Origin of the sequence: Flavobacterium sp. GSB-24, assembly GCF_027924665.1 — a bacterium.
In the GTDB taxonomy this organism is placed as follows: domain Bacteria; phylum Bacteroidota; class Bacteroidia; order Flavobacteriales; family Flavobacteriaceae; genus Flavobacterium.
Window position 1 is genome coordinate 4,742,910 of the sequence record NZ_AP027043.1, and the last position, 23,350, is coordinate 4,766,259.

Annotated in this window: 26 protein-coding genes and 1 tRNA gene; 10 read left to right on the forward strand and 17 right to left on the reverse strand. The window is 32.2% G+C overall.

Annotation, left to right across the window (positions count from 1 at the left end; translation table 11 throughout):
* Positions 1-3: 3 nt before the first annotated feature.
* The 7 genes from QMG60_RS19930 (at position 4) to QMG60_RS19960 (ending at position 6,303) form a co-directional block, all read left to right on the forward strand.
* The gene (locus QMG60_RS19930) at positions 4-720 is read left to right on the forward strand and encodes a 16S rRNA (uracil(1498)-N(3))-methyltransferase (protein ID WP_057116500.1); all 717 of its coding nucleotides are present in this window, start codon (positions 4-6) and stop codon (positions 718-720) included.
* 138 nt (positions 721-858) lie between these two features.
* Positions 859-1,497, forward strand: a complete 639-nt coding sequence (locus QMG60_RS19935) for a DUF4159 domain-containing protein (protein ID WP_134140128.1) — start codon at positions 859-861, stop codon at positions 1,495-1,497.
* Between the two features lie 105 nt (positions 1,498-1,602).
* The gene (locus QMG60_RS19940; protein ID WP_281866167.1) at positions 1,603-2,100 is read left to right on the forward strand and encodes a TrmH family RNA methyltransferase; all 498 of its coding nucleotides are present in this window, start codon (positions 1,603-1,605) and stop codon (positions 2,098-2,100) included.
* Between the two features lie 293 nt (positions 2,101-2,393).
* On the forward strand, positions 2,394-3,353 hold the full coding sequence (locus tag QMG60_RS19945) for a zinc metalloprotease (RefSeq protein ID WP_281866168.1): 960 nt from the start codon (positions 2,394-2,396) through the stop codon (positions 3,351-3,353).
* Positions 3,354-3,460: 107 nt separating this feature from the next.
* A complete protein-coding gene (locus tag QMG60_RS19950) occupies positions 3,461-4,552 on the forward strand; it encodes an AI-2E family transporter (protein ID WP_134140123.1) in 1,092 nt (363 codons plus the stop codon).
* A 2-nt stretch (positions 4,553-4,554) separates the two neighbouring features.
* Positions 4,555-5,733 (forward strand): class I SAM-dependent methyltransferase, encoded by a 1,179-nt coding sequence (locus QMG60_RS19955; RefSeq protein WP_281866169.1) that lies wholly within the window; start codon positions 4,555-4,557, stop codon positions 5,731-5,733.
* 3 nt (positions 5,734-5,736) lie between these two features.
* Entirely contained in the window at positions 5,737-6,303 is a 567-nt protein-coding gene (locus QMG60_RS19960; protein WP_057116506.1) for a hypothetical protein, read from the forward strand.
* On the opposite strand, the gene QMG60_RS19965 is transcribed toward QMG60_RS19960, so the two are convergent.
* A complete protein-coding gene (locus tag QMG60_RS19965) occupies positions 6,304-6,951 on the reverse strand; it encodes a M15 family metallopeptidase (protein ID WP_281866170.1) in 648 nt (215 codons plus the stop codon). It abuts the gene before it with no gap.
* Between the two features lie 204 nt (positions 6,952-7,155).
* On the opposite strand from QMG60_RS19965, the gene QMG60_RS19970 reads away from it, so the two are divergent.
* On the forward strand, positions 7,156-7,677 hold the full coding sequence (locus QMG60_RS19970) for a hypothetical protein (protein WP_281866171.1): 522 nt from the start codon (positions 7,156-7,158) through the stop codon (positions 7,675-7,677).
* A gap of 228 nt (positions 7,678-7,905) precedes the next feature.
* On the opposite strand, the gene QMG60_RS19975 is transcribed toward QMG60_RS19970, so the two are convergent.
* Both QMG60_RS19975 and QMG60_RS19980 read right to left on the reverse strand, forming a co-directional pair.
* Positions 7,906-9,009, reverse strand: coding sequence for an acyl-CoA desaturase (locus QMG60_RS19975; RefSeq protein WP_281866172.1), 1,104 nt, complete (start codon positions 9,007-9,009; stop codon positions 7,906-7,908).
* A gap of 176 nt (positions 9,010-9,185) precedes the next feature.
* Positions 9,186-9,515 (reverse strand): helix-turn-helix transcriptional regulator, encoded by a 330-nt coding sequence (locus QMG60_RS19980; protein WP_082586781.1) that lies wholly within the window; start codon positions 9,513-9,515, stop codon positions 9,186-9,188.
* Positions 9,516-9,637: 122 nt separating this feature from the next.
* Between QMG60_RS19980 and QMG60_RS19985 the strand changes: the two genes are divergently transcribed.
* Complete coding sequence (locus tag QMG60_RS19985; RefSeq protein WP_057116512.1) at positions 9,638-9,907, forward strand: hypothetical protein; 270 nt, start codon at positions 9,638-9,640, stop codon at positions 9,905-9,907.
* A gap of 36 nt (positions 9,908-9,943) precedes the next feature.
* Positions 9,944-10,147 carry a hypothetical protein gene (locus QMG60_RS19990; RefSeq protein ID WP_128414956.1) on the forward strand — a complete coding sequence of 68 codons (204 nt, stop codon included), beginning with the start codon at positions 9,944-9,946 and terminating at the stop codon, positions 10,145-10,147.
* Between the two features lie 73 nt (positions 10,148-10,220).
* Here the strand turns inward: QMG60_RS19990 and QMG60_RS19995 are convergent, their stop codons facing one another.
* From QMG60_RS19995 to QMG60_RS20060, 14 genes are all read right to left on the reverse strand, one after another.
* Positions 10,221-11,042, reverse strand: coding sequence for a phospholipase A (locus QMG60_RS19995; RefSeq protein WP_057116514.1), 822 nt, complete (start codon positions 11,040-11,042; stop codon positions 10,221-10,223).
* Positions 11,043-11,124: 82 nt separating this feature from the next.
* Entirely contained in the window at positions 11,125-12,303 is a 1,179-nt protein-coding gene (locus tag QMG60_RS20000) for an MFS transporter (protein ID WP_281866173.1), read from the reverse strand.
* 165 nt (positions 12,304-12,468) lie between these two features.
* Positions 12,469-12,544 (reverse strand) — tRNA-OTHER (locus QMG60_RS20005).
* 20 nt (positions 12,545-12,564) lie between these two features.
* Positions 12,565-13,017: a hypothetical protein gene (locus tag QMG60_RS20010; RefSeq protein ID WP_057116516.1), complete on the reverse strand. Its 453-nt coding sequence runs from the start codon at positions 13,015-13,017 to the stop codon at positions 12,565-12,567.
* Positions 13,018-13,604: 587 nt separating this feature from the next.
* Complete coding sequence (locus QMG60_RS20015; RefSeq protein WP_128414957.1) at positions 13,605-13,808, reverse strand: hypothetical protein; 204 nt, start codon at positions 13,806-13,808, stop codon at positions 13,605-13,607.
* A gap of 57 nt (positions 13,809-13,865) precedes the next feature.
* Positions 13,866-15,266 carry an exopolysaccharide biosynthesis polyprenyl glycosylphosphotransferase gene (locus tag QMG60_RS20020; protein ID WP_134140111.1) on the reverse strand — a complete coding sequence of 467 codons (1,401 nt, stop codon included), beginning with the start codon at positions 15,264-15,266 and terminating at the stop codon, positions 13,866-13,868.
* Entirely contained in the window at positions 15,250-15,654 is a 405-nt protein-coding gene (locus QMG60_RS20025; RefSeq protein ID WP_057116519.1) for a VanZ family protein, read from the reverse strand. Before QMG60_RS20025 ends, QMG60_RS20020 begins: the two co-directional genes overlap by 17 nt.
* 38 nt (positions 15,655-15,692) lie before the next feature.
* Complete coding sequence (locus QMG60_RS20030) at positions 15,693-18,032, reverse strand: polysaccharide biosynthesis tyrosine autokinase (protein WP_281866174.1); 2,340 nt, start codon at positions 18,030-18,032, stop codon at positions 15,693-15,695.
* Between the two features lie 51 nt (positions 18,033-18,083).
* Entirely contained in the window at positions 18,084-18,851 is a 768-nt protein-coding gene (locus QMG60_RS20035) for a polysaccharide biosynthesis/export family protein (protein WP_157848507.1), read from the reverse strand.
* Between the two features lie 94 nt (positions 18,852-18,945).
* Positions 18,946-19,692, reverse strand: a complete 747-nt coding sequence (locus QMG60_RS20040) for a glycosyltransferase family 2 protein (protein ID WP_281866175.1) — start codon at positions 19,690-19,692, stop codon at positions 18,946-18,948.
* Positions 19,693-19,893: 201 nt separating this feature from the next.
* On the reverse strand, positions 19,894-20,862 hold the full coding sequence (locus QMG60_RS20045) for a UDP-glucuronic acid decarboxylase family protein (RefSeq protein WP_281866176.1): 969 nt from the start codon (positions 20,860-20,862) through the stop codon (positions 19,894-19,896).
* A gap of 5 nt (positions 20,863-20,867) precedes the next feature.
* Positions 20,868-21,686, reverse strand: coding sequence for a glycosyltransferase family 2 protein (locus QMG60_RS20050; RefSeq protein ID WP_281866177.1), 819 nt, complete (start codon positions 21,684-21,686; stop codon positions 20,868-20,870).
* Positions 21,679-22,230, reverse strand: coding sequence for a DapH/DapD/GlmU-related protein (locus QMG60_RS20055; RefSeq protein ID WP_134140103.1), 552 nt, complete (start codon positions 22,228-22,230; stop codon positions 21,679-21,681). The genes QMG60_RS20050 and QMG60_RS20055 overlap by 8 nt, the downstream gene beginning before the upstream one ends.
* 7 nt (positions 22,231-22,237) lie before the next feature.
* Positions 22,238-23,350, reverse strand: a complete 1,113-nt coding sequence (locus QMG60_RS20060; protein ID WP_281866178.1) for a glycosyltransferase family 4 protein — start codon at positions 23,348-23,350, stop codon at positions 22,238-22,240.

Here is a 23,350-nt window from a genome sequence, read left to right on the forward strand (position 1 = left end):
ATCATGCAGTTATTTTTTAATCCGAATATAGACGAAAGCACTCAAAGTTTTTCTTTTGATAAAGAAGAGAGCCGTCATATTATAAAAGTTCTTAGAAAAAAAGATTCAGATATTCTGCATGTTACAAATGGTTCAGGATTATTGTTTGAAACCCAGATTACATTGGCTTCAGACAGTAAATGCATCGTTGAAGTACTTTCTATAACAAATGCCGAAAAACCTAAATTTCATTTACACTTAGCCGTCGCGCCAACTAAAATGAATGATCGTTTTGAGTGGTTTCTGGAAAAAGCAACTGAAATTGGAATTCAGGAAATTACCCCAATTTTTTGCGATCGTTCTGAACGAAAAGTGATTAATAAAGACCGTTTCGAGAAAATTATTCTTTCGGCAATGAAACAGTGCAACGAAACTTTTCTGCCAAAATTAAATGAAGCGATTTCGTTTAAGGAATTTATCAAAAAACAGCAAAAAGGTTTACAACTGATTGCGCATTGTGAAGAAACCGATAAAAAATCACTAAAAGAAGTCTTAAAACCAAGCGAAGATGTAACCATTTTAATTGGACCAGAAGGTGACTTTTCTGAGAAAGAAATTGCATTGGCATTAGAAAATAATTACAAGCCAGTAACTTTAGGAAACACACGTTTAAGAACAGAAACGGCAGCAGTTGTGGCTTGCCATAGTGTTGTTTTTTTTAATGAAGTTCCTAATAATTAAGTTTAATTAGTCATTGCGAGGAACGAAGTAATCGCACTTTCAAATTAAATTTACAAAGCTTTGTCAAAGTACAAAAGGTCGTATTACTTAGTGAGGCTGCTTCGTTCCTCGCAATGACAGACCGATAATATAAATTACATGAAAAAAATATTTCTTTTGTTTTTATTGGTTTCAGTTTCTTCATTTTCACAAGAAATTGCTTTGCTTAAATACAGCGGAGGCGGCGACTGGTATGCCAATCCAACATCACTGCCTAATCTAATCAGTTTTTGCAATGCTAATATTTATACCCGTATAAAAAGCAAACCTTCGACTGTTGAGCCAAGTAATCCTGATTTATTTTCTTATCCTTTTGTGCACATGACAGGACACGGAAATGTAGTTTTCAGCGATTCTGATGTTACCAATCTTAGAAATTACTTAACAGCTGGCGGTTTCTTGCATATTGATGATAATTACGGAATGGATCAATTTATTAGAAAAGAGATCAAAAAAATATTTCCGAATAATAATTTAGTTGAAATTCCTGCAAGTCATCCTATTTTTCAAAAACCATTTCCATTCCCAAACGGATTGCCAAAAATTCACGAACATGACGGAACTCGTCCGCAAGCGTTTGGTATTTTTATCGAAAATAAATTGGTCTTGCTTTATACCTACGAATGCGATTTGGGCGATGGCTGGGAAGATGCTGAAGTTCATAATGATCCAGCAAATGTTAGAGATAAAGCCCTTAAAATGGGTGCAAACATCATCAATTATATTTTTACTAATTAATGGCTAGTCCTAAGTAATTAGTAATTCATCAATTTTAAAAAACAACATCACCTCTCAACACTAATCACTTTTCACTAATCACTAATTACTTTTTTACTAACAAAAATGCAGCTTACTCACGAAGAAAATCAATTTGAAAGAAAAACATTTCCCATCACTTTAGTTTGTGATCATATTTACTTTCAACAGAATATTGGTTCTTTATTCAGAATTTCTGAAGCTTTTGGAGTAGAAAATATTATCTTTTTTGGAAAGGATATTCCGCTGACACCTCGTAAAATCAATAAAACTTCTCGAAGCACTCATCTTCATGTGCCTCATTCTGTGATTGAAGATTTTACCGACCTTCAATCTTTTCTGATCGATAATGATTTTGAAATTATTGCATTAGAAATTGCCTTAACTAGTAAACCCTTAAAAGAAGTCGTTATTCCAGAAAACAAAAAAATCGCTCTTTTGATAGGAAGCGAAATCAATGGAATCTCAGACGAACTTTTAAAGCTTTCACACCAAATTGTCCATATTAATATGTTTGGAAAAAACAGCAGTATGAATGTGGTTCAGGCTGCGAGTATTGCACTTTACGAGCTTACGTGTAAATAATTAATCAATTCTGCTTGTATTTTGAACCATTATTTTGATTTTCAACAATTTGATTTATCGAAATAATCGTTTAACGTACAAATTTTTACGACGAAATGCATCAAAAAAAATAAAAATAAAGTAAAATCTTACTAATATTTTTCGTTGATTTTTTGTAAGAACCAGTGTTTGTAAGGCACTGCAAAAATTCCCACAAAATATTCTTTATAAAATTTTTCTGTAATTTATTTTTGTTATAAAATTGCTGCAATGTTTAACTAATCAACATTTTTATAACAAAAACCCAAATTATTATGAAAAAAGTTATTATTACCACATTTGCAGCATTAATGCTCTTTGCTTGTCAAAATGAACAATCTGATTCTAACAGTCCAGATGCAGTAGCAGCTTCTCGCCGAGGATGTGCTACACAAGACGTTTTAGAAGCACAATTAAAAGCTGATCCTTCATTAGCTATTAGAATGAATGAGATTGAAGCATTTACTGCAAAACATTCTCTTACCAATTTTACAGGCCGTTTAGTAAATGGCAAAATCGAAATTCCAGTTGTAGTAAACGTTCTGTATAGAACTGCTGCACAAAATATTTCAGATGCACAAATTCAATCGCAGATTGACGTTTTAAACAAAGATTTTAATGCATTAAACTCTGATTTTAATAATGTACCTGCTTTATTCTCTGGAGTTAAAGCTAATATCGGAATTACATTTGTTTTAGATCAGATCATTAGAAAATCTACTACCAAAACTTCTTGGGGTACAAATGATGCCATGAAAAAAACAGCTCAAGGCGGACTTGCTCCTACTTCTCCAACAACTAAATTAAACATTTGGACTTGTAACATTGGAGGCGGAATTTTAGGTTACGCACAATTTCCTGGCGGATCTTCATCTACAGATGGGGTTGTTATTGACCCACGTTATTTTGGATTATCTGGTTCTGCAAATGCTCCATTTAACTTAGGAAGAACTGCTACTCACGAAGTTGGACACTGGATGAACTTACGTCATATCTGGGGAGATGCAACTTGCGGAAGCGACCTTGTTGCCGATACTCCTACTCATAACGCAGAAAACTATGGCGTTCCTGCTTATCCTCACTATAGTACTTGTTCAGGAAATCCTGTAGAAATGACTATGAACTACATGGATTATGTTGATGATGCTGCAATGTATATGTTCTCAACTGGACAAAAAAACAGAATAGCTGCAATATTCACAACTGGAGGTGCTAGAGCTTCATTTGCACAATAATCAGCAAAAAATTATATGGCAAAGCGGGATGTAATACATCCCGCTTTTTTTATTTAAACTCAAATTTTAAAATGCTTTTTCCTATATTTATAGTCTAAAATGAAAACATGATCACCTCAAAAACTATTTCAAACGGAATTTTAAGAGCTTTAGCAACAATCTTAATAATTGGTATAATTTTATACTTTTTATATTCAATTCAAACAGTAATTGTATACTTATGCATTTCATTACTATTATGCTTAATTTCAAATCCGTTGGTTTTATTTTTAAAGAATAAATTAAAATTCAGCAATTCTTTAGCTGCTACAACAACGATCATTCTTTTTGTTTTTTTAATTGCAGGCTTCATATTATTGTTTGTTCCGTTAATTATTTCTCAGGCCAACAATTTAGCGCTTTTAGATACAGCGCATCTTCAGACAAAATTTATGGAAACAGAAAGACATCTTGAGGAATATTTTAATATCCAGCATATTGATTTAAATAAAGTTATAAAGGATTCTAAACTTACTTCCGTACTGGATTTCAGCTATTTTACAGGATTTCTTAATTCAATACTTAATTTCATGGCCAATATGGGAATGGGATTAGTATCAGTATTTTTTATTACTTTCTTTTTTATTAAAGATCAAACCGTTTTTAAAGATCAAGCGAGAAGAATACTTCCAGATTCAAATGAAGACAAAATTATAAACTCAATCACCAAAATAAATCATCTATTGACCCGCTATTTTATTGGTTTGCTATTGCAGTTGATAGTGGTATTTATTCTATACCTGATTGTATTGCTCATATTCGGAAATAAAAATGCATTTGTAATTGCTTTTTTGTGTGCCATATTAAATATAATTCCATATTTGGGACCGATTATCGGAACTACTTTGGCTGGAATCTTAACCATGATCAGCATGATCGGACAAGATTTTCAATCGGAAATTCTGCCGACTACAATCTATGTAATAATAGGATTTTTAGTCGTTCAGGCTATTGACAATAATATCAGCCAGCCAATAATTTCGTCAAAAAGTGTAAATTCGCACCCGTTAGAAATATTTTTAATTATTTTAATTAGCGGTATTACGTTTGGAATTGTTGGTATGATCATCGCGGTTCCGGTTTTTACAATGATTAAAGTAATCTTGAAAGAATTTTTTCCTAACAATAAAATTGTCTCCGTATTAACCGAAAGAATTTAGCTTTGAACACTTCTATTTTGCATCCAGATATTCAGGAATTTATAATTCAAAATACTGGTGTAGACTTAACGAAACTAGCCCTTCAGAAAAATCCATTTCCAGAAGCAGACTGGATTGTAATTTTAAATCAAATCGAAGCGCGTTCTAAAGCAAAAGAAAAACTTCCGACTTGGTTTTCGGCTGCAAATATTATTTATCCAAGCAAAATTTCGGTAGAACAGACTTCTTCAGAAAAAACAGCTGCTTACAAAGCTGATTTAATTTCTGGTGAAACTTTAGTCGATCTTACAGGCGGTTTTGGTGTTGATGATTATTACTTTTCTAAGAAATTTAAAGCTGTAACGCACTGCGAAATCAATGAAGATTTATCTGAAATTGTAAAACATAATTTCAATCAGTTAGAGATTAAAAACTGTACTTTTTATGCTGGCGATTCCATTCATTTATTAGAAAAATCCGATCAAAAATATGATTGTATTTACATAGATCCTTCGCGAAGAAATGATGCGAAAGGCAAAGTTTTTATGCTGAAAGACTGCCTGCCAAATGTTCCCGAATTACTTGATTTTTATTTTGAAAAAGCAGATTCTATTTTAATTAAAACTGCGCCTTTGCTGGATATTTCGGCTGGATTGTCTGAATTGAAAAATGTAAAAAACATTCATGTCATTGCACTGGAAAATGAGGTTAAAGAATTACTTTTTGAAATTCACAAAAATTATTCAAGTGAAATAAAATTAAAGACTGCCAATATTTTAAAAGAGACAACCGAAACTTTTGAGTTTGTTTTAGGCGAAATTTCTTTTCCTATTTATGATTTTCCGCAGAAATATCTTTATGAACCCAATTCGGCTATTATGAAATCTGGCGGTTTTGATGAAGTAAGTGCTGTTTTTCAAATTAACAAACTTCACAAACATTCCCATTTGTACAGTTCAGAGAACTTAATTGATTTTCCGGGAAGAAGATTTGAAATCCAAAAAGTGATTCCGTACAATAAAAACGAAATGAAAAATGAACTTGCGAATCAGCAGGCGAATATCACAACGCGTAATTTTCCAGAAACGGTGGAAAATATTAGAAAAAAATGGAAAATAAAAAATGGCGGGAATTTGTATTGTTTTTTTACAACCGATGTAAAAGATAACAAAATAGTTTTAATTTGCAGCAAAATAATCTAAACAATGAAACAACTATTTACTTTAACCATTTTTCTATTAACCCTTACCGCTTTTGCCCAAAAACCATGTGAATATAGTACCAACGTTACCGATTCTATTGGTTCTTATAAAATCACCAACGAATATTTAGTAAACGAGAAAAATTTTGGAGGAACTTCTAATTACATCTTTTTTTCGCTTGCTCAAACAGACGGACTACCGACTTTAAATGTGCAGTTAATTCAAAAAAGTAAAGAATTTATCAAAGCGAATTGTTTTGACAAAAATTCTAAAATATTTTTACAACTGCAAAACGGAAAAATTGTTTCGCTAATGCACATTAACCAAGAAAATTGCGGAACTCTTATCCGTGACGAAAAAGGTTTTGACAATCGTGTTAATACTGGTATTTTTCTTTTTATGAAAGATAATTACGAAGAGCTGAAAAAATCTCCTGTAACCTTAATGCGAGTTAAATATTTAACCAACATTGAAGATTACATTGTAAAGTCTGAATTAACATCTGAAATGAATGGTAAAGTTTTCCATCCAAATACTTATTTTATGGACAACATTCGATGTGTCGAATAATTAATCACATTTCCATTTTTGATTGGCAACTTTATCTTTTAAACCCGCTTTTAAATTATAATGCCACCATTCTGAATCAAAAGAATTAAAGCCGTTTTTAATCATAACTTTTTTCAGATAAGCTCTTTTTGAAAGGATTTCTTTTGAAAGCTGTTTGAAATTGTGGCTCGCTTGAATTCCGAAAAAGTCAAAAGAAGTTCCCATATCGACTTCTTGTCCATTTATATCTACCAAAGAAATATCTACGGCTCCTCCTCTATTATGGATGGAGCCTTTTTTTGGATCTGCAACGTATTCTGGATTCGACACAATCTCCCACATTTTCTTTTGGATATCCAAAGGTCTGTAACAATCAAATAATTTGATTCTATAGCCTTTTTTTAGAAAATCAGTATTGGCCGCAATTAAAGCTTTGACCGTTTTTAAACGCAGCATACATTCGGCACAATCATATACTTTTGCTTTTAGAAAATTATCTTCGGTTGCGTATTTCATGTCGTAGATAAAATCATTACTGTAATCTCTTAGATTGACAAATGTTGTATCTGAAATTTGTGATTCAGAAATATCTGTGTAGGCTTCGTTTTGTGCTTGTAAAGATGCGGTACCAAAAAGGAAAACGCATAAAAGTTTTGAAAAACAATTCATTGCTTTATAATTTTAAAAAATTGAAGTTAATCAAAAAAACTTAAAACTGCTTTCTTTATAATTTGATCTTTACACTAAAATAATATGTTTTATAATTTACATGGATTTAAATCTCTTTCAAAACAGACTTTATTTTAATATCTTTATGAATATTAGATTATTATGACTTTATAATTTAAATTATTAATTCTAAAATCAATTATTATGAATTGCAAAGCCAAATACTTTTCTCTAGTTATATTAAGTAGTTTTATATTGATTTCATGTAAAAAAGAAACGGTTAAAAGTCTTCCTACAACAGATTCAACCTCTATAATAACACATGCCTTACAATCAGATTCGGCCGTAATTAATCCGTCAGATACCTTAAATGATTTGGTTGATAAAAGCGTTATTGGAACTCAGTTTTTAACTAAAAGCAGTCTGGCTCCAAGGCTGAAAAAATTATTAGGAGCTGATTATGATCAAATGGTAAAATATTGGAATACAGAAACGCCTTTTGAAAAACAGGAAAATATCCTGCATGCCTGGGGATGTAAACAACACGACTGCAGTACGTATTCGTATGATCTTTTTATCGACGTAAAAAATAACAAGATAAATGTTTACAAGTTTGAAAAATCTAAGCTAACTATTTTTAAAGAAGATGATTTTGAAATCGAAATTAAGGATAACTTCTTGAAAGATTTGAACGTTAAAAAAGAAAATGTAGAAGTTGAGGGGTAATTGTTAATGGTAATGGTTAATGGTTGATGGTTAATGGTTGATGGTAAATTGTTAATTGTTAATTGTTAATTGTTAATTGTTAATTGTTAATTGTTAATTGTTAATTGTTAATGGTTGGTGTTTAATGCCTATTTTAACTTTTAACTTTTAACTTTTAACTTTTAACTTTTAACTTTTAACTTTTAACTTTTAACTTTTAACTTTTAACTTTTAACTTTTAATTTTTAATCAAATTTCCCCCGTCATTAAAATATTTTCTTTTACTCCTTTATTTTTGAGCATTCTGAAATGGGAACGCACGGCGTGATAAAAAGGATACGAAGTATAAGGCAGGTTGTATTCTTCTGCGTAACGTCTTATTATTGGGGTAATGTATGGATAATAAGTATGCCCAACACCTGGAAAAAGATGATGGGCCACGTGATGTGTAAATCCGCCGTATAAAAAATTTGCTAGTTTACTATTGGTGCTAAAATCTTTGGTAACTATCATTTGATGTACTGCCCAAGTATCAGAAAGATTGCCTTCTTCATCTGTATTCGGAAAATGAGCATCTTCATCGACATGAGTCGAAACCAAGGCTACTACCCCAAGCGCACTGCCGCACATGTGCATAGACAGCCAGGCAAACAGAACCATATACCAAGGCTGTTTTAAAAGTATCATTGGCAGGAAAAGCAAATAAGCAATATTAATAATCTTGGCCGCAAATAAGCGATAGATTTCTGGTTTCGGAATCTTTTCGACTACTTTTTTTACGTAATTATCTTTGGTACCAAAAAAGTCTTTAAAATCTCGTATATAAATCCAGTTGAGACTATAAAATGGATATATAAACCACATATAAATATGCTGATATTTATGATAATTAAGTAATGGACTGTTGGGAAATATTCTAATTATATCGCTTTGTTTGATATCTACATCCCAATCTGGAACATTTGGATATGCATGATGCAGGCTGATATGACGGCGCATCCAGAGCCAGTGATTACTGCCGAAGAGTTCTAAAACATATAAAAACCATTCATTATGTTTCGGTTTTCTAAACAATGCTCCATGCGCTGCATCATGAAAAGCATTTATAAATAAAACAATCATAGTAATTCCAGACAAAATATAAAATAGAAAAAGCAAATAGGTCTGGTTACCAAAAAGTAAAATACAGCTGTAAAATAGAAAGAAAACAACTAGAAGTCCTAGAGATTTTACAACATTTAATACGTATAAAGATGAATTCTTTAAGACGGTTTCATTCACTTCTAAACGCATCTTTTTAAAAAAATCATCAGTTCCGGGTTTGACATAAACCGGTCGTTTTAATTTTTCCATGTGTATTCTGGCTAGAAATTGTCTATCAAATTTAATAAAAAAAAACTTAATCTACTATAACACATTTATTTAACTATAAACTTTGTAAAATAAAAAAACCACTCTATTGGAGTGGTTTCAATAATTCTTTTTCAGGTTTATTTTGTTAGATATTTTCGGAAAATTATTTTTTAAAACTATTCCTCAAACTTTTTTTCTGCCAGGCGCAATCTAATGGTATGGATACGATCTTCTATTTCTTCTAAATCATTAAGAATATCATGTTTTTCGTAAACCGCCCTGTCTTCATTAACCATATTTTGCTCTTTTTCTGGAGCAAAAAGATCATTCAAATCTACATCTGGGAAGTTTTTACTTAAACTAATAAGGAATTCAGATCCAATATTAGCAGTACCATGTAAATATCTTCCAATCATTACTGGGCTAAATCCTAAAATTTCGCCAACCTCTTTTTGCTTTAATCCTTTAGCTTTAAAGAATTTGCTTAATTTTTCGTTATACATCATTATTTAAATTCAATATAAAATGTACTCAAAATACTTTTTTTAACATAAAAACTTATTTAAAATATAATATTTTTCTTACATTTACATAAATTATAAAAGATTAAGTTATTAATAGCAAATATATGTCAAAATTAATCAAAAACAGCAATTTTAAAGAAGATAATTCTCACAACCTAAAAGCTTACGAATTTATTGACAAGCATTTACCAGTTACCTATGTCGACTTAACTATCGCTTGCCTGCTTAAAAAAGGAAAAACTCCTCCAAGTAAAGCTTTGATTAGAAATGTAAGAAATAAAGCAATATTAAGAAATGACATTTTGCTTGCATTGGTAGAAGTAGCTGCAGAAAATAAAGAGGCAATTGAAAAAATTAAACTTATAACTTCTTAAAAAGATTTCTAACCGAATCTTATTAAAAATAACATTATGATCAACCAGGATATACACAACACAAAAGAAGAATACCAAATCGATTTTACTAATGATCTGCTCAGAAATAAATCTCTTACCCTAGACGATTTAGCAAACCTAAACTTATACGGAATGACTCCTGAACAATATATAGAAGGCGCAGAAATACATTTCAGATGTTTTAATCAGCTTAAAAAAATAGAAGCTGAATTAAATTAAAACTATATTTTTTTATTTTGTCTCGAAATTGGATTTTTTTGGAATGCTGCTAAAAAATGATGTTTTTTTTGATTTAGAAAATTCCCATATTTTCTGGTTTGATTGTAAAGCCTAAACGGAGCATGCTTTTATGTTCCTGATAATCTATTAAACTTTCTGTATATCCCACAAACCATTGCAATGTAATGTAATAATTCTCGTCTTTATAGGGTTTCCAGTTCAGCTGCGTCTGCAGAGAACCATAATTGATGAGTCCGCTTCCTTTTCTAAAAAGAACGTCGGCGCTCCATCTTCCTGGCTGAATCTGATAAGTTGCGCTTGCCTCACCGTAACCGACATATTTGGTTAATCCAGGATTATCTTCTTTATCAACTAGCGGAATCCAGCCTCTAATTCCAACTGTCCATCTTGGAGAGACTTGTGATTTTAATGAAAAGGCAAGCATATTCCAAGTTCTTGAATAGATCGAATCTCTTCCGTTTGATTCGTGTTCCAACGAAATTGTTCCATACGTTAATCTTCCGCCTTTTAAATAAAACGGACGAACGATAGCAACTCCAGGGTTAAAATTAATTTCTGAAAAGGGTTTTGAACTTGCGTAAATATCCCAAAATGCTTTTTGAGTGTACATTAGATAAGGGAAAAATCCACCCCATAAAGGTTTTGAGTTTAGTCGAAGTTTAAAACTAACTTGATATTTTACATCTGCAGAATTTCGTGTAATGGGTTCGCTCAACGGTATACCGGTTAAAAAATAATTATCCTTATGAACAGAAAAACTATGTTCTTTTAACAATGAATCTGCGGCGCGGAAATTTTTTTTCTCTTCTACAATTTGTGAGTTGGATGTGATTGTAAACAATATGAAACAAGTCAATAGGTATTTAAAGTACATTTTTATGATTTAAAGTTGGAGCTTTATTGTAAGCTTTTACACTAATGTACGTTATTTTTACTGAATTTAAAAATTGCTTATTTCAACATTTTTTATTAGTATTTCTGCTTTTCCAATACAAAAGATACAAGAGTCCCGTTAGTATTATTAGGATGTCTATTTTGAAAATCTGCGGTATTCGCATTATATGATCACTATAGTAGCTTCCTCCTAACAATGCACCAAACCCAATTCCTATTTCCATAGAAATATACATTGTGGCTACTGCTTTGCCGCGGTGTTCTGGATTGCTTAAATCGATTGTCCATGCACTTATTGCTGGAGATAAAATTCCAGTTCCCATTCCGTAAAGGGCTGCGCCTGCTAATAGCATCTTTATATGAGTGCCTTCGCTTATTACAAATAATGCAATTGCAGTTACCACTAGTCCTGCTAATATGACATTCGTTCTTCCGTGTCGGTCAGAAACTTTTCCAGCTCCAAATCTTATCAAAACAGATGCTATTGTAAAGGCTGTAAAAAATATTCCTTTATTCTGTGCTCCCAAATGTTCGCTCCAATCTGGAATCAATGTCAAAATCAAACCATAGGCTGTATAAGAAAAGAAAGTGATGATTCCTGCAGGAAGTGCCCCAACATCTATAATATCTTTTCGACCGATATAAAACATAGATCTGTGAAGTTTTTCTTTTGTTGTTAAAGTTTCTTTCATGTTCATTACAATGACAATAGAAAGAAAGGCAAGAAATGACGAACCATAAAACATAACATCAATGCCATAAGCATTTACGACCCAGCCGCCTAATGCAGGTCCTAAAGCACCGCCAATACTAAAACATAAACCATGCAAACCTAATGCTTCGCCCCAGCGCTCCTGCGGAATAATATCTGCTACATAAGCAGAAGTCGCAGTAGGCTTAAATCCGGTTGAAAAACCATGAACTAAACGCAAAAGTAAAAATCCAGAAACTGAACTTAAGATGGGATATAAAAATCCGCAGATCAAGCAAACGACAGATCCTACAGCCATTACAGGAACGCGTCCCCATTTATCGGTTAGTTTTCCGCTAAAAGGCCTCGAAATTGCTGCTGTTAAAGTAAATAATGAAATAATTAATCCTTTATATTCTGCTCCTCCTAGACTGCTTAAATAACTTGGAAGTTCTGGAATTATCATATTAAAACTTGACGAGAACAAAAGCGAGCTCATGCAAAGCAGAATGAATTGAAGCGTATAAATAGATTTTTTATTTTGTGACATTATCAGGCTGTTAGAATAATTGCTGCGAAGCGAAGAATGGAATAAATCGCAGGCTGCAAATATACTTTTCTATTCTGAAAAAGCTTTTAATAAATCTTCTAAAAATTGCTTTCAATTTCAGTCAATTTAAAAAAAAGAAAAGCCACTCAAAGGAGTGGCTATTTGCGAACGCAGAAGGATTCGAACCCCCGACCGTTCCCGACTGAAGTTGGGAGACTCTAACCAGCTGAGCTATGCATTCGTAATAAATTTTCGAGTTACTTACATCATAAAATATAAAGCTCTCTGCAGTACTTCGAGCTGCTTTTTGGGCATTTTTGATTTTACAAATTTGTTCTGAGATAATTTTGGAAGCAGCGATGAAGACTTTTTAAAGCATACTTTTAAATCTTCAAAAATTTCTGTTTTTGACTTTGAGGCATCTATTAAAATTAAATCTTTAATCTCTTCTATTCTAGATAAGCTGTTATAGAGATGTTTACTAAATAAGCAAACCATAGAATTTGTATTTATTCCGTCTAATTCGAAAAAATCTACTAATTCAGAATATTCATAAACTACAAAGACAGAATGATCAAAACCTCCCGATTTATTTTCATTTTTCAACAAGAAGGAATCTTCAGAAAAGTCAAATTCACTCTTGAACTTTCTTTTGAACATTTTTAAAAAAATACCTTTATTATCGCGAACTAAAACTTTTTCTTTTTTAATCATCTCTCAAGATTTAGCATTTTTATCCTTATTTATAATAGATTATACTTCAACAACATAAAACACGAAAATCCCTTATATTCTCATATCGGGACTTTAATTAAAATCATATATAGTTTTTACAAAATAAGTACTGTTCATTTTTAGCTGACTTGTAAAATGAAGAATACATACGAGCAAAAACATGTATGCAAATGGCTCAATCGCAATGCTATTAAGCCTCAAATAGGATTTGGGAGCTTTGTAAAGTTGTATAAAGAAGGTTAGATGTATTGGGTATTTCCATTAAAGAAAACAGAATATATAACATCTTGGAGATAAGGGAGATTTAAAAGTTTTTATATGCATTAAGAACACGAATCATATAAGGAAAAATATTCCTCAATAGTCGGACTATAAAAGGAACTTAAAATAAGCAACAGGCGTAGAGGTAATTTCAAAAGGGATGAGCTCGACATTTTATCGAGCTCATTATTAACTTCATCATAAAATTATTTAAGTTTTTGACATCGTTTATTTACACTTGATAATAAGTATCTAGATTTAAATAATTAACAAGCATTCGTAAAAATTAAATCAGAAAAATAATTTTAGACTCCAACATTTAAGTTTTGAGTTTCAGACGGACTGTAATTTTTCAGTTTTTTAATTTTATCGTTTAATTTCAAAACTCGATCCAATTGCTTTTGTTGGATCGTGTATTTAGTATAATATTTATACCACTCTTTTCCAATAAAAAAGGTTGTCACAGAAACTCCTGTGAGTAAACCAATAAGGTAATTAGTCATGTCCATAATTTCTTCTATTTAAGTTTATTAGTTTATTTTTTTGGTTAATTTATTTTATAATTTTTAAAAAGCATTTTTATCTCCTTTTAAGGTTACAATAACTGTTAGAAAGCAAATTTTAATATCCTTAATCAGGCTCCAGCGCTGTACATATTCAATATCTGTTGTCACACGGCGTTTCATGTCTGATACTTTTTTAGTTTCGCCTCTAAGACCCGAAACTTGGGCCAGACCTGTAATTCCTGGTTTAACAAAATGACGTACCATAAAATTATTGATATGGTCATTATAGTCAGATGTGTGCTTAATCATATGAGGGCGCGGCCCTACGACACTCATATTTCCTATCAAAACATTAAAGAACTGCGGCATTTCGTCTAAACTGGTACGGCGGATAAATTTTCCTATTGGCGTTACTCTGCTGTCTCCTTTTTGTGCCTGCTGGGTTTCGTCTCCCATATTGACATACATGCTTCGGAATTTATAACACCAAAAATGCTGGTTCTTTTTACCCGTTCGCATTTGTTTGAATAAAACTGGTCCTTTACTTTGTTTTTTAATTAAAAAAGCTAACAAAGGATACAGCCAGGACAAGATGAAAACAATAACCAAAATACTGAAAGCTAGATCAAATATTCTTTTTGCTAATCTATTATAAGCATTTTGTAAAGGCTCAAAACGGGGCTTGATAACATGAAAATTATTTAAATGAGTTGAGTTAAAGTGTTTTTTTGAAATTGATGAAAAATCGGGTACAAATTTCAAACGCATACAATGCTTATCACCAAGCTCAAAGAAATAATTCAAATCTGAAATAAAATCAGGTTTAGTAACTATGTACAATTCATTTATATTATTTTCAGATGCATTATGAATGGCGTCACACAGTGCCAAGGAAAAATCTTCATTACTTGTGTATTCTACAGACGAATTTTCGTTAAGAATACCCACAAAATTTATGAAGAATGAATTGTTTTCTAAATGAGAAGCCAATTCGATACTTGTTTTATTAAAGCCCCATATTGCAACTGTATATTGCTTAAAAACCCAGCCTTTTATTTTTCCAATAACTACTGTAAACAAAATTCTGGAAAACAAAAAGTAAGACAGTAAAAAACTCAACTGTATTAAATTTGCCTTGCTTCCAAAGAAGTACAAAACGTCATCCTGAAAAATGAAAATATAACTGTGCCATAATATTCTTTGTGTAAAGAAAGCACGCCAGCTGTTTCTAAAAAATTCATCTAAACTAAAAAGAACGTCTACTCGATACAATTGAAAATAAGTAACTGAAAACAACCAGCTTAAAATTGTAATCGGAATCATTTTATTTAGAAATAATCCATTCCAACCAATATTTTCTTCAGTTGCAAAATTCAAAAATATCATAGTCCCTAAAACCATCGCAATCATATCTACAATGGCGCAGCACATTATGAAAGTAAATTTATGTCTGTTTCGCATTTCTTATCTTTTTCAATAAATTGTAACACAATGCTCCTATTAAACTTCCAACGATTCCATAAAAAATATCCATCAAATCGGGGCTTCTTCTCTGGATCAAAAACTGTCCTCCCTCAGCTATGCATACTATTATTGTTGCGATCCCAATATTTTGTATGAAATTCAAATTTTTGCTGTTATATTCACTCTGTTCCGTATAGATTTCCAACAAGAAACCTACAGCTAAAAAAGGAACAGCAGTACGCAAATTATAATAATGGTTACTCCAGTTCAAAAGCCATCTTGGCAGATAGGTTTCTCCCCCAAAACCAGGATCAGACAGCCACGAAAAATAAAAAACGGCACCAATAACAAAGAGCAATAGCAATAGAACTATTTTATGAAACATTTTATATTATTTAATTTTAGTAAATGGCTTTGTATTGCTTAAGCGCCTTTTACAGCAAGACTTCTTTTATACCAAGGTTTCTTTACTTTTGCTTCTTGATACTGGTAGCCGTAGCTTACGCCATAACCGTATCCGTATGCCGTTTTCATGTTTACGCCGTTTATAACAATTCCGACATTTTTTAATTGTTCTTTTTTAATAAAATTACTTACCTGGACTAAATTGCTTTTATCTGTATAATCGTATTTTACTACAAAAACTGTTACGTCTGCCAAATGACTAAAATTCAGTGTATCAGATACTATTTGCACAGGAGCAGTATCTAGAATGATGTAGTCATAAATTTTTCTAGCTTCTTCAATCAAGGAATCAAAATTAGAATTGGTAATTAATTGAGAAGGGTTTGGCGGTGTTTCTCCTGCAAACAAGACGTCTAAGTTGGTAGAAAAATTATTGTCTTTCTGCAAAAAATCTTTCCAGTCATCTGCTTTATTAGCTAAGAAATTAGAGAGTCCTAACACGTTTCTATTGATACTAAAATAATCGTGTAATTGAGGATTTCTTAAATCGACTCCAATAAGCAGCACTTTTTTATTGAGATTACTAATTGTTATGGCATTATGAAAAGCACAGAACGATTTTCCTTCTCCCTGAATAGATGATGTAAACAGGATTACATTTCCTTTACTTTCCTTATTTCTGGGCAGCAGATAGGATATATTTGACATTAAGGCTCGTGATGCTTCTGCAATCAGCGAACGAGAAGTAGCAGTGTTGTCCAATTTTTCGCTTGTATTTATTTTAGGAATATGTCCCAAAATTGGAATGTCGGCAATTACCTTTTGAATATCCTCTTCGTTGTGAATTTTGGTATCTAAGAATAATCTAAGATATGTGAACCCGAAAGGAATAAGTAAACCAAACATAAAAGCTCCTAACATAAATGCTTTTGGCTGCGGAAAAATTGCCGAATAATTGGTTTCAGGAGCATTTAAAGTTTTTAGGTTTGATTCTAAAATTGCGCCGTTTAAAACTGCTTCTTCTTTCTTTTGCAATAATGCCACATAAGTTTCTTCTTTCATATTAAGATTGCTATTGATATTACCCAATACTTTATCTTTTGTAGGAATGCTTTTTACTTTTGCTTCGGCAATACTTTGTTCTGATTTATTTGCTCTACTATTTTGAATTAGAAAGTTTAAATACCCTTCCAGCGTATTTAATATTTCTTGTTTTTGAACCTTTAACTGGGTCATTAAACTAATATACGCAGGATTATTTTTTTGTGCTCTTTCTAAGATCAGCTGGCTGTCCATTAGCTTTGCATTGTAATTTACAAGCATCTGATTAACAGCTGGAGAATCTAAATTATAACCTGTACCCAAAGTTTGTGCAACGCCAGATTGTTTAATATCGTTAATCGCAAAATTGGTAAGTGTTATTTGACGTTCGTTGAGCATAGAGCTCTCTTTTGTCTGGCTTCTATCGGCTGTTTTTTCAACGATGTAATTGTCCATTACCCCGATATCATTATTTTGCAGGTATTTTTCTTTTACACTTTCTATAGAATCTTTTTCTTTGGTGAAATTTTTTATCCTTTGATTTAAATAAGAAACCGTATTACTAAATACTTTTTGCTTGTTGATGACAATATTTTTATCCAGCAACGTTATCATCTCGTTTAATATTTTTCTGGAACGATCTGGACTTGAACCTGTGTGTTGTAATTCTATTACTCCTTGTGCTTTTTCGTCAGATAAAACAATAAGCGCTTCTTTCAGATTTTTTAAAGCTATATCTGTCGGTTCAATTTTTACCTTATAATCATTCTCAAAATAATAGGCTGGATTCTTTTTTGCTTTTGCAGATAATTGAATTTTAAATGGCAGTCCATACACTGGTTCATTGCTTTGATATCCTTTAATTCTGAAACTTTTTTCTGCAGCTGGATCTGTTACCGTAAATCCTTCTTTGTCTATTTTAATTTCATAGGTAACTTGTGGCAGTGAATCTCTAGAAACTGTTGGAATCAAAACAAAAGGAACTTCATTTATATAATTATTTTGTACAGTGTATGCTTTTTCAAAATAGCTGAAATTTAAATTCAAATTATTTACTACACCCAACAAAAACTCATTGGAAGTCATCAGTCTAATTTCGTCTTCTAAATTATCCTCACTACTTTTTTTGTCTGTACTGATGGTAATTATTTTGGTTTTGTCTTCTTGTTTTTTATCAATAAAGATCGTAGCCGAAGTTTCGTATGTTGGCGGCGTTATTTTTATGAAAATATAAGCAGCACCTACAAATACAATTAAGCTAAGTAAAAACCAAGGCCAATACTGAAAATACTTTAAAAATTCTTTTTTAAAATCCATAACCATTTAATTAATTAGCAATTCTATTACTCTATTTTTTACTTGTAAATTTTACTTTGCAATTACTATAATCAGCGCTGCCAGAGAAGCAACTATTCCGATTAATTGCAATGGATCTTTGATTACCCCGCCGCTATTTGCCTTGAGTTTATTTGGCGTTACGACAATAACATCGTTTTGTCTGATTCTGAAATTTGGATTCGACATCCAAGAAGCGGTTGTCAAGTCAATATGATATACCAAACGTTTTCCTTCTGACTCTCTAATCAGTTGTATATCTGTACGAATTGCCGAATAAGTCAAGTCTTTTGCCAGTCCGATTGCGTCAAGTAAGCTTATAGATTCTTCGCTAAAAGCTATAACACCTGGAGAATTTACTTCTCCCAAAATGGTAAATTTATTATTGAGGACTCTTACCTGAACGGTTGGATTTACCAAATAATTCTCACTGATCAGACGTTCTTTTATTTTGACTTCGACATTGGCTGGAGTTAATCCTCCAACCTTAACTTCATTTAAAATCGGCATCATAATCGTTCCTTGCGGATTAACCAAATATCCTGATAACCTCATCATTTCTACAGAAGTCTGCGAATTATTGGTTCCGTTATTAATATTAAAGGGTGCAGCAACTAAAGGATTTAGATCACCAACATCAATTTTTAAAATATCATTTGGCTGAATTTTAGGAGATGTATAATTAATCGTCGTGTTTGCATATTTATCTAAATCTTGCAAATACAACATTTGTTTCTTGGTCGTACAAGACTGAAGCATCATTAAAAGCAATAAAATTATTGAAAAGGAAATCTTTTTCATGTTAATCATATTATATATTAGTATTCTTAATCTAAATTTCGTGAATCAAAATTCTGCTGATGACTTACACTTCTTTAAAACAAATGGATCAATGTTAATGAACGATGTACTGCCTTAAAGCGATTGTTTTCTTCAAAAAAACAGTTCCAATTGCTGCTAAACCATGAAATTTATAAATCTTATAATCTTCTTGTAAAACTTCAAAAGCGCGTTTAAAACTAGTGCTCATTCCTCCCATTCTCATCTTAACGATATAAGAATCGATATAACTCATCTTAATTTTATATTTGTACAAATAGCGAAGTAAGAATTCTGTATCAGAAGCAATTTTAAAATCCAGATTGTACAAACCGTGTTTATCGATTATACTTTTCTTTAGATAAACAGTAGGATGCAATGGCAACCAGCCTTCTTTAAGTTTTTTAATACTGAAAACACCTCCTATTCGGTCTCTAATTAATCGTTCCTGCAGATCATTCGAAACATAAACTCCATCGCCGTAAACGCCGTCGATGTTTGGTTCATATTCAAAACGAGCTGCAATTCTGGTTAGAGCCTTTTTATCATAAAATTCATCATCAGAATGCATCAATCCAATAACGTCTCCTGTTGCCAGTTTAAGTCCTTTATTTATGGCATCATACATTCCTTTATCTGGTTCAGAAATGAACTGAGTTATTTTATCACTATAAGAGGAAATAATTTCTTTGGTTCCGTCTGTAGAGTTTCCATCAACGATTATATATTCTACATCATGATAATTTTGAGACAAAACACTTTTAATCGCTTTTTCGATTGTATTTTTACGATTGTAACAAACTGTGATTATGGTAATTCTCATAATAATTATATTTTAAGGTGAAAATCTTTCATAATTATAAGGTAAAGCTAAAACAAAAGAATACTACTAAAAAAAGTTCTCGACGAAGCACCGTAATCCTCGTTAAAACCCAAAAAAATGAAGTTTAGGCCTTAAAAATGAGCGATCTATGTCCTTAATCAGGAAATTTAGGGAAGAAATTAGCAGCGATAATTTATGTTTTTAGTAAAAAACAGAAGAAGCTGTTTGTTGATTTAACAATAGCTTGTCAAAATAGTTAATTGTAGAAACCAAACCTTCTCTAAGCTGGATTTTAGGTTCCCAATTATTAAGTTTATTTTTTGCCAGAGAAATATCCGGCTGTCTTTGTTTTGGATCGTCTTGCGGAAGATCGAGATGAATTATTTTTGATTTAGAATCTGTCAAGTCAATAATTGTCTGAGCCAGTTCCAGCATCGTAAACTCATTTGGGTTCCCTAAATTTACAGGTCCTAAAAATTCAGGAGCAGAACCCATCATTCTAATCATGCCTTCGACTAAATCATCAACATATTGAAAAGAGCGGGTTTGCAGTCCATCTCCAAAAATTGTAATATCTTTTCCCTGTAATGCTTGTACAATAAAATTGGAAACCACTCTCCCATCTGCCGGATTCATATTGGGTCCGTAGGTATTAAAAATTCGAATAATTTTAATCGCTACTTTATTTTGATTGTGATAATCCATAAATAAGGTTTCGGCGCAACGTTTTCCTTCATCATAGCAGGAACGAATCCCAATTGGGTTGACATGTCCCCAATAACTTTCGGTTTGAGGATGCACCAGCGGATCTCCATATACTTCACTTGTACTGGCCTGCAATACTTTAGCATTAATGCGTTTCGCTAATCCAAGTACATTAATTGCTCCCATTATAGACGTTTTTATGGTTTTAATGGGATTGTATTGGTAATGTACAGGAGATGCAGGACAGGCAAGATTGTAAATTTCATCAACCTCAGCATAATACGGTTCTGTAATATCATGTCGCACCATTTCAAAATACGGATTATCCAATAGCTCAATGATGTTAGATTTTGCTCCAGTAAAATAATTGTCCAAGCAAATTACTTCGTTTCCTTCATTCAATAATCTTTTACATAAATGTGAACCTACAAATCCAGCTCCTCCAGTTATCAGTATTCTTTTCATATATTCTATTTATTTTTGATTAAATCAATTTTTGTCTGAATTTGAAAAAAGTAATGTGACTTAAAACGCGCCAGATAAAACCCTTCTTTCCCGTCTAAAAAACCTAATTTTAAAAAGTAAGCACCAAAAAAATAAACAGCAGGCAGTAATCCTGTATTTAAAAGTCCGTATTTAATTTTTTGATTTAAGGATAAAAGAGTGTTCTTAGATTGTTTAAGCTGTAAATACCTTTGTGCTTCCCAAGTCGAGTAAGCATTGTGTTTGTCAATATAATGCTCTAAATTTTTGAAGTCTTTATGAATAACTTTGGCATCAATAACACCAACTTTGCCTTCTATAATAGGATGTTCATGCACTTCCATATCCAAATGGCTCCATAAATCTTCATCGATTTTTTCGTAGGCTCCTTTTGATTTTTTAAAAAGTGCCGATTTTTTAAATCCATAACCATATCTCAGTTTTCTACCCATAAAATAGTTTTCAAATTGAATGGTAAAACCATTATAAGCAGGATCTTGGGTTTTAGTTTCTACTTCGTTCACAAATTCGTCAGTTACAAATTCGTCAGCATCTAAAAACAAAATCCATTCGTTGAGAAGGTTTGCATTTTGAAGTGCCCAATTTCTTTTTTTAGGGAATTTACCATTCCATTGAAATTGCAATACTTCGGCTCCCATAGCTTTTGCTATATCTATAGTATCATCGGTGCTACCTGAATCTACTACAATTACTTGAGAAAATCGCTTTAATTTACCCAGACATGAGGGTAAATTTTGAGCTTCGTTCTTAACAGAAACGATTACGGAAATTGGAATTTTATTCAAAGCTTCTAGATTTTATTAATTTGGCAGGATTTCCTGCTACGATAGTATTTTTCTCGACATTTTTGGTTACTAAACTTCCTGCACCTATAATTGCATTTTCGCCAACTGTTACGCCTGGCATTATAAGTGCTCGCGCTCCTATAAAAACTCCTTTATGAATTGTTATTTTTTTGGTAATCAAATTCATTGACGGATTATCAAAAGCGTGGGTTCCAGTACACAAATACACTTCCTGCCCTACTGTGGCGTGCTCAAATATTTCTACAATGCCAAGCGTGTAGGCGTTGGCGCGATCTCCCAGACAAGCATGATCGTGAAGAATTAGATTCCACGGAATTTGAATTCTCGCTCTTTGGTGCACAAATGGTTTTCCGTAGATTTTGCAGCCAAATAATTTGAGCCAAAATAATCTCCAGGCATTCGCCGGTTTTGGAGTCCAGACACAAAATAATAACCAAACATATTCCCAAACTATCATTTTAATTCGCTGCGATACCGACCATGGTGAATCGTAAGGCGAATTTTGTGAGTATTCTTGTTCCATTATGTTATTATTTGATTTTCATAGACTCAAATTCATTTAAGAACTCACCTGCTAATTTTTCGTTAGAATGAGTCTCGTTTACCTTTAAGCCTGCTCTTGCTAAATCATTGAGCTGTGCTGGGTTATTGATTAAATCTTTAAGGTATTGATTCAAAATTTCAACTCTTTTCTCCACACGATGATCGAAACACAAACCGTTTTTATTATGAATTAAAAAATCTTTGAAACAATCTAAATTGGAAACTATTGTTGCACAGCCCCAGCTCATGGCTTCTAATGGGGAGACTCCAAATGTTTCGCCTTTTTCTGCTACTGAAGGATAGACAAATACGGAAGCTTTGGAGTACATTTCGTTTAATTTGTCCATATCAAAAATAGGTTCCAGAAATCTCACATTGCTGTCTTTTGCCAGCTGTTTTAGTTCTTCTAAATAAGCTTCTCCGCCTCCTCCGGTTTCTGTAGAATAAGGTCCTACAATAAGCAGCCTCCAGTCGTTAGTGTCTAAAGAGGCAAAAGATTTAATTAAAATATCTAAACCTTTTTCAGGGTGAATTCGTCCTGTGTATAGTATTATTTTTTCCTTTTTTGAAAAATCAACAGCTTTTGTATTTCTAAAAGGCAGTGTATTAGGTATCATTACCACTTTATCAAAATACTCTTTTTTGATTTCGTCTTTTATCGCTTTTGCAACTGGGGTTGAATTTGCGCGTAATCTGGAATTTTTGGTGTAAAATCTCATCTGCCCTTTAGGCATTCTAGATACATCAATCATACATTTTTTCTTTTGATTGGATGGTAAAAGAATGGGAAGCCAAAAAGTATTAGAAATAATAACGTCTGTATTATTGGCTATTTTTCGGACGGCTTTTAAAGTGTAAAAGAGATCTAAAATTTTAAGAACAATTCCAGAAGAGGGAACTTTGTAACCTTTAACCCTAACGTGATTGATTCCGCCTTCGCTTTCAACATTTAAAAATCCTTCGTACGATTTTGATATGTAATTCACCTCATGACCTTGATTAACAAATTCTTTTGCCAAACCGTACCACATTTTTTCTACAGCACCGCCCAATAATGGCGGAACGGGGAAAAAAGCGCCTTGAACTATTGTTATTTTCAT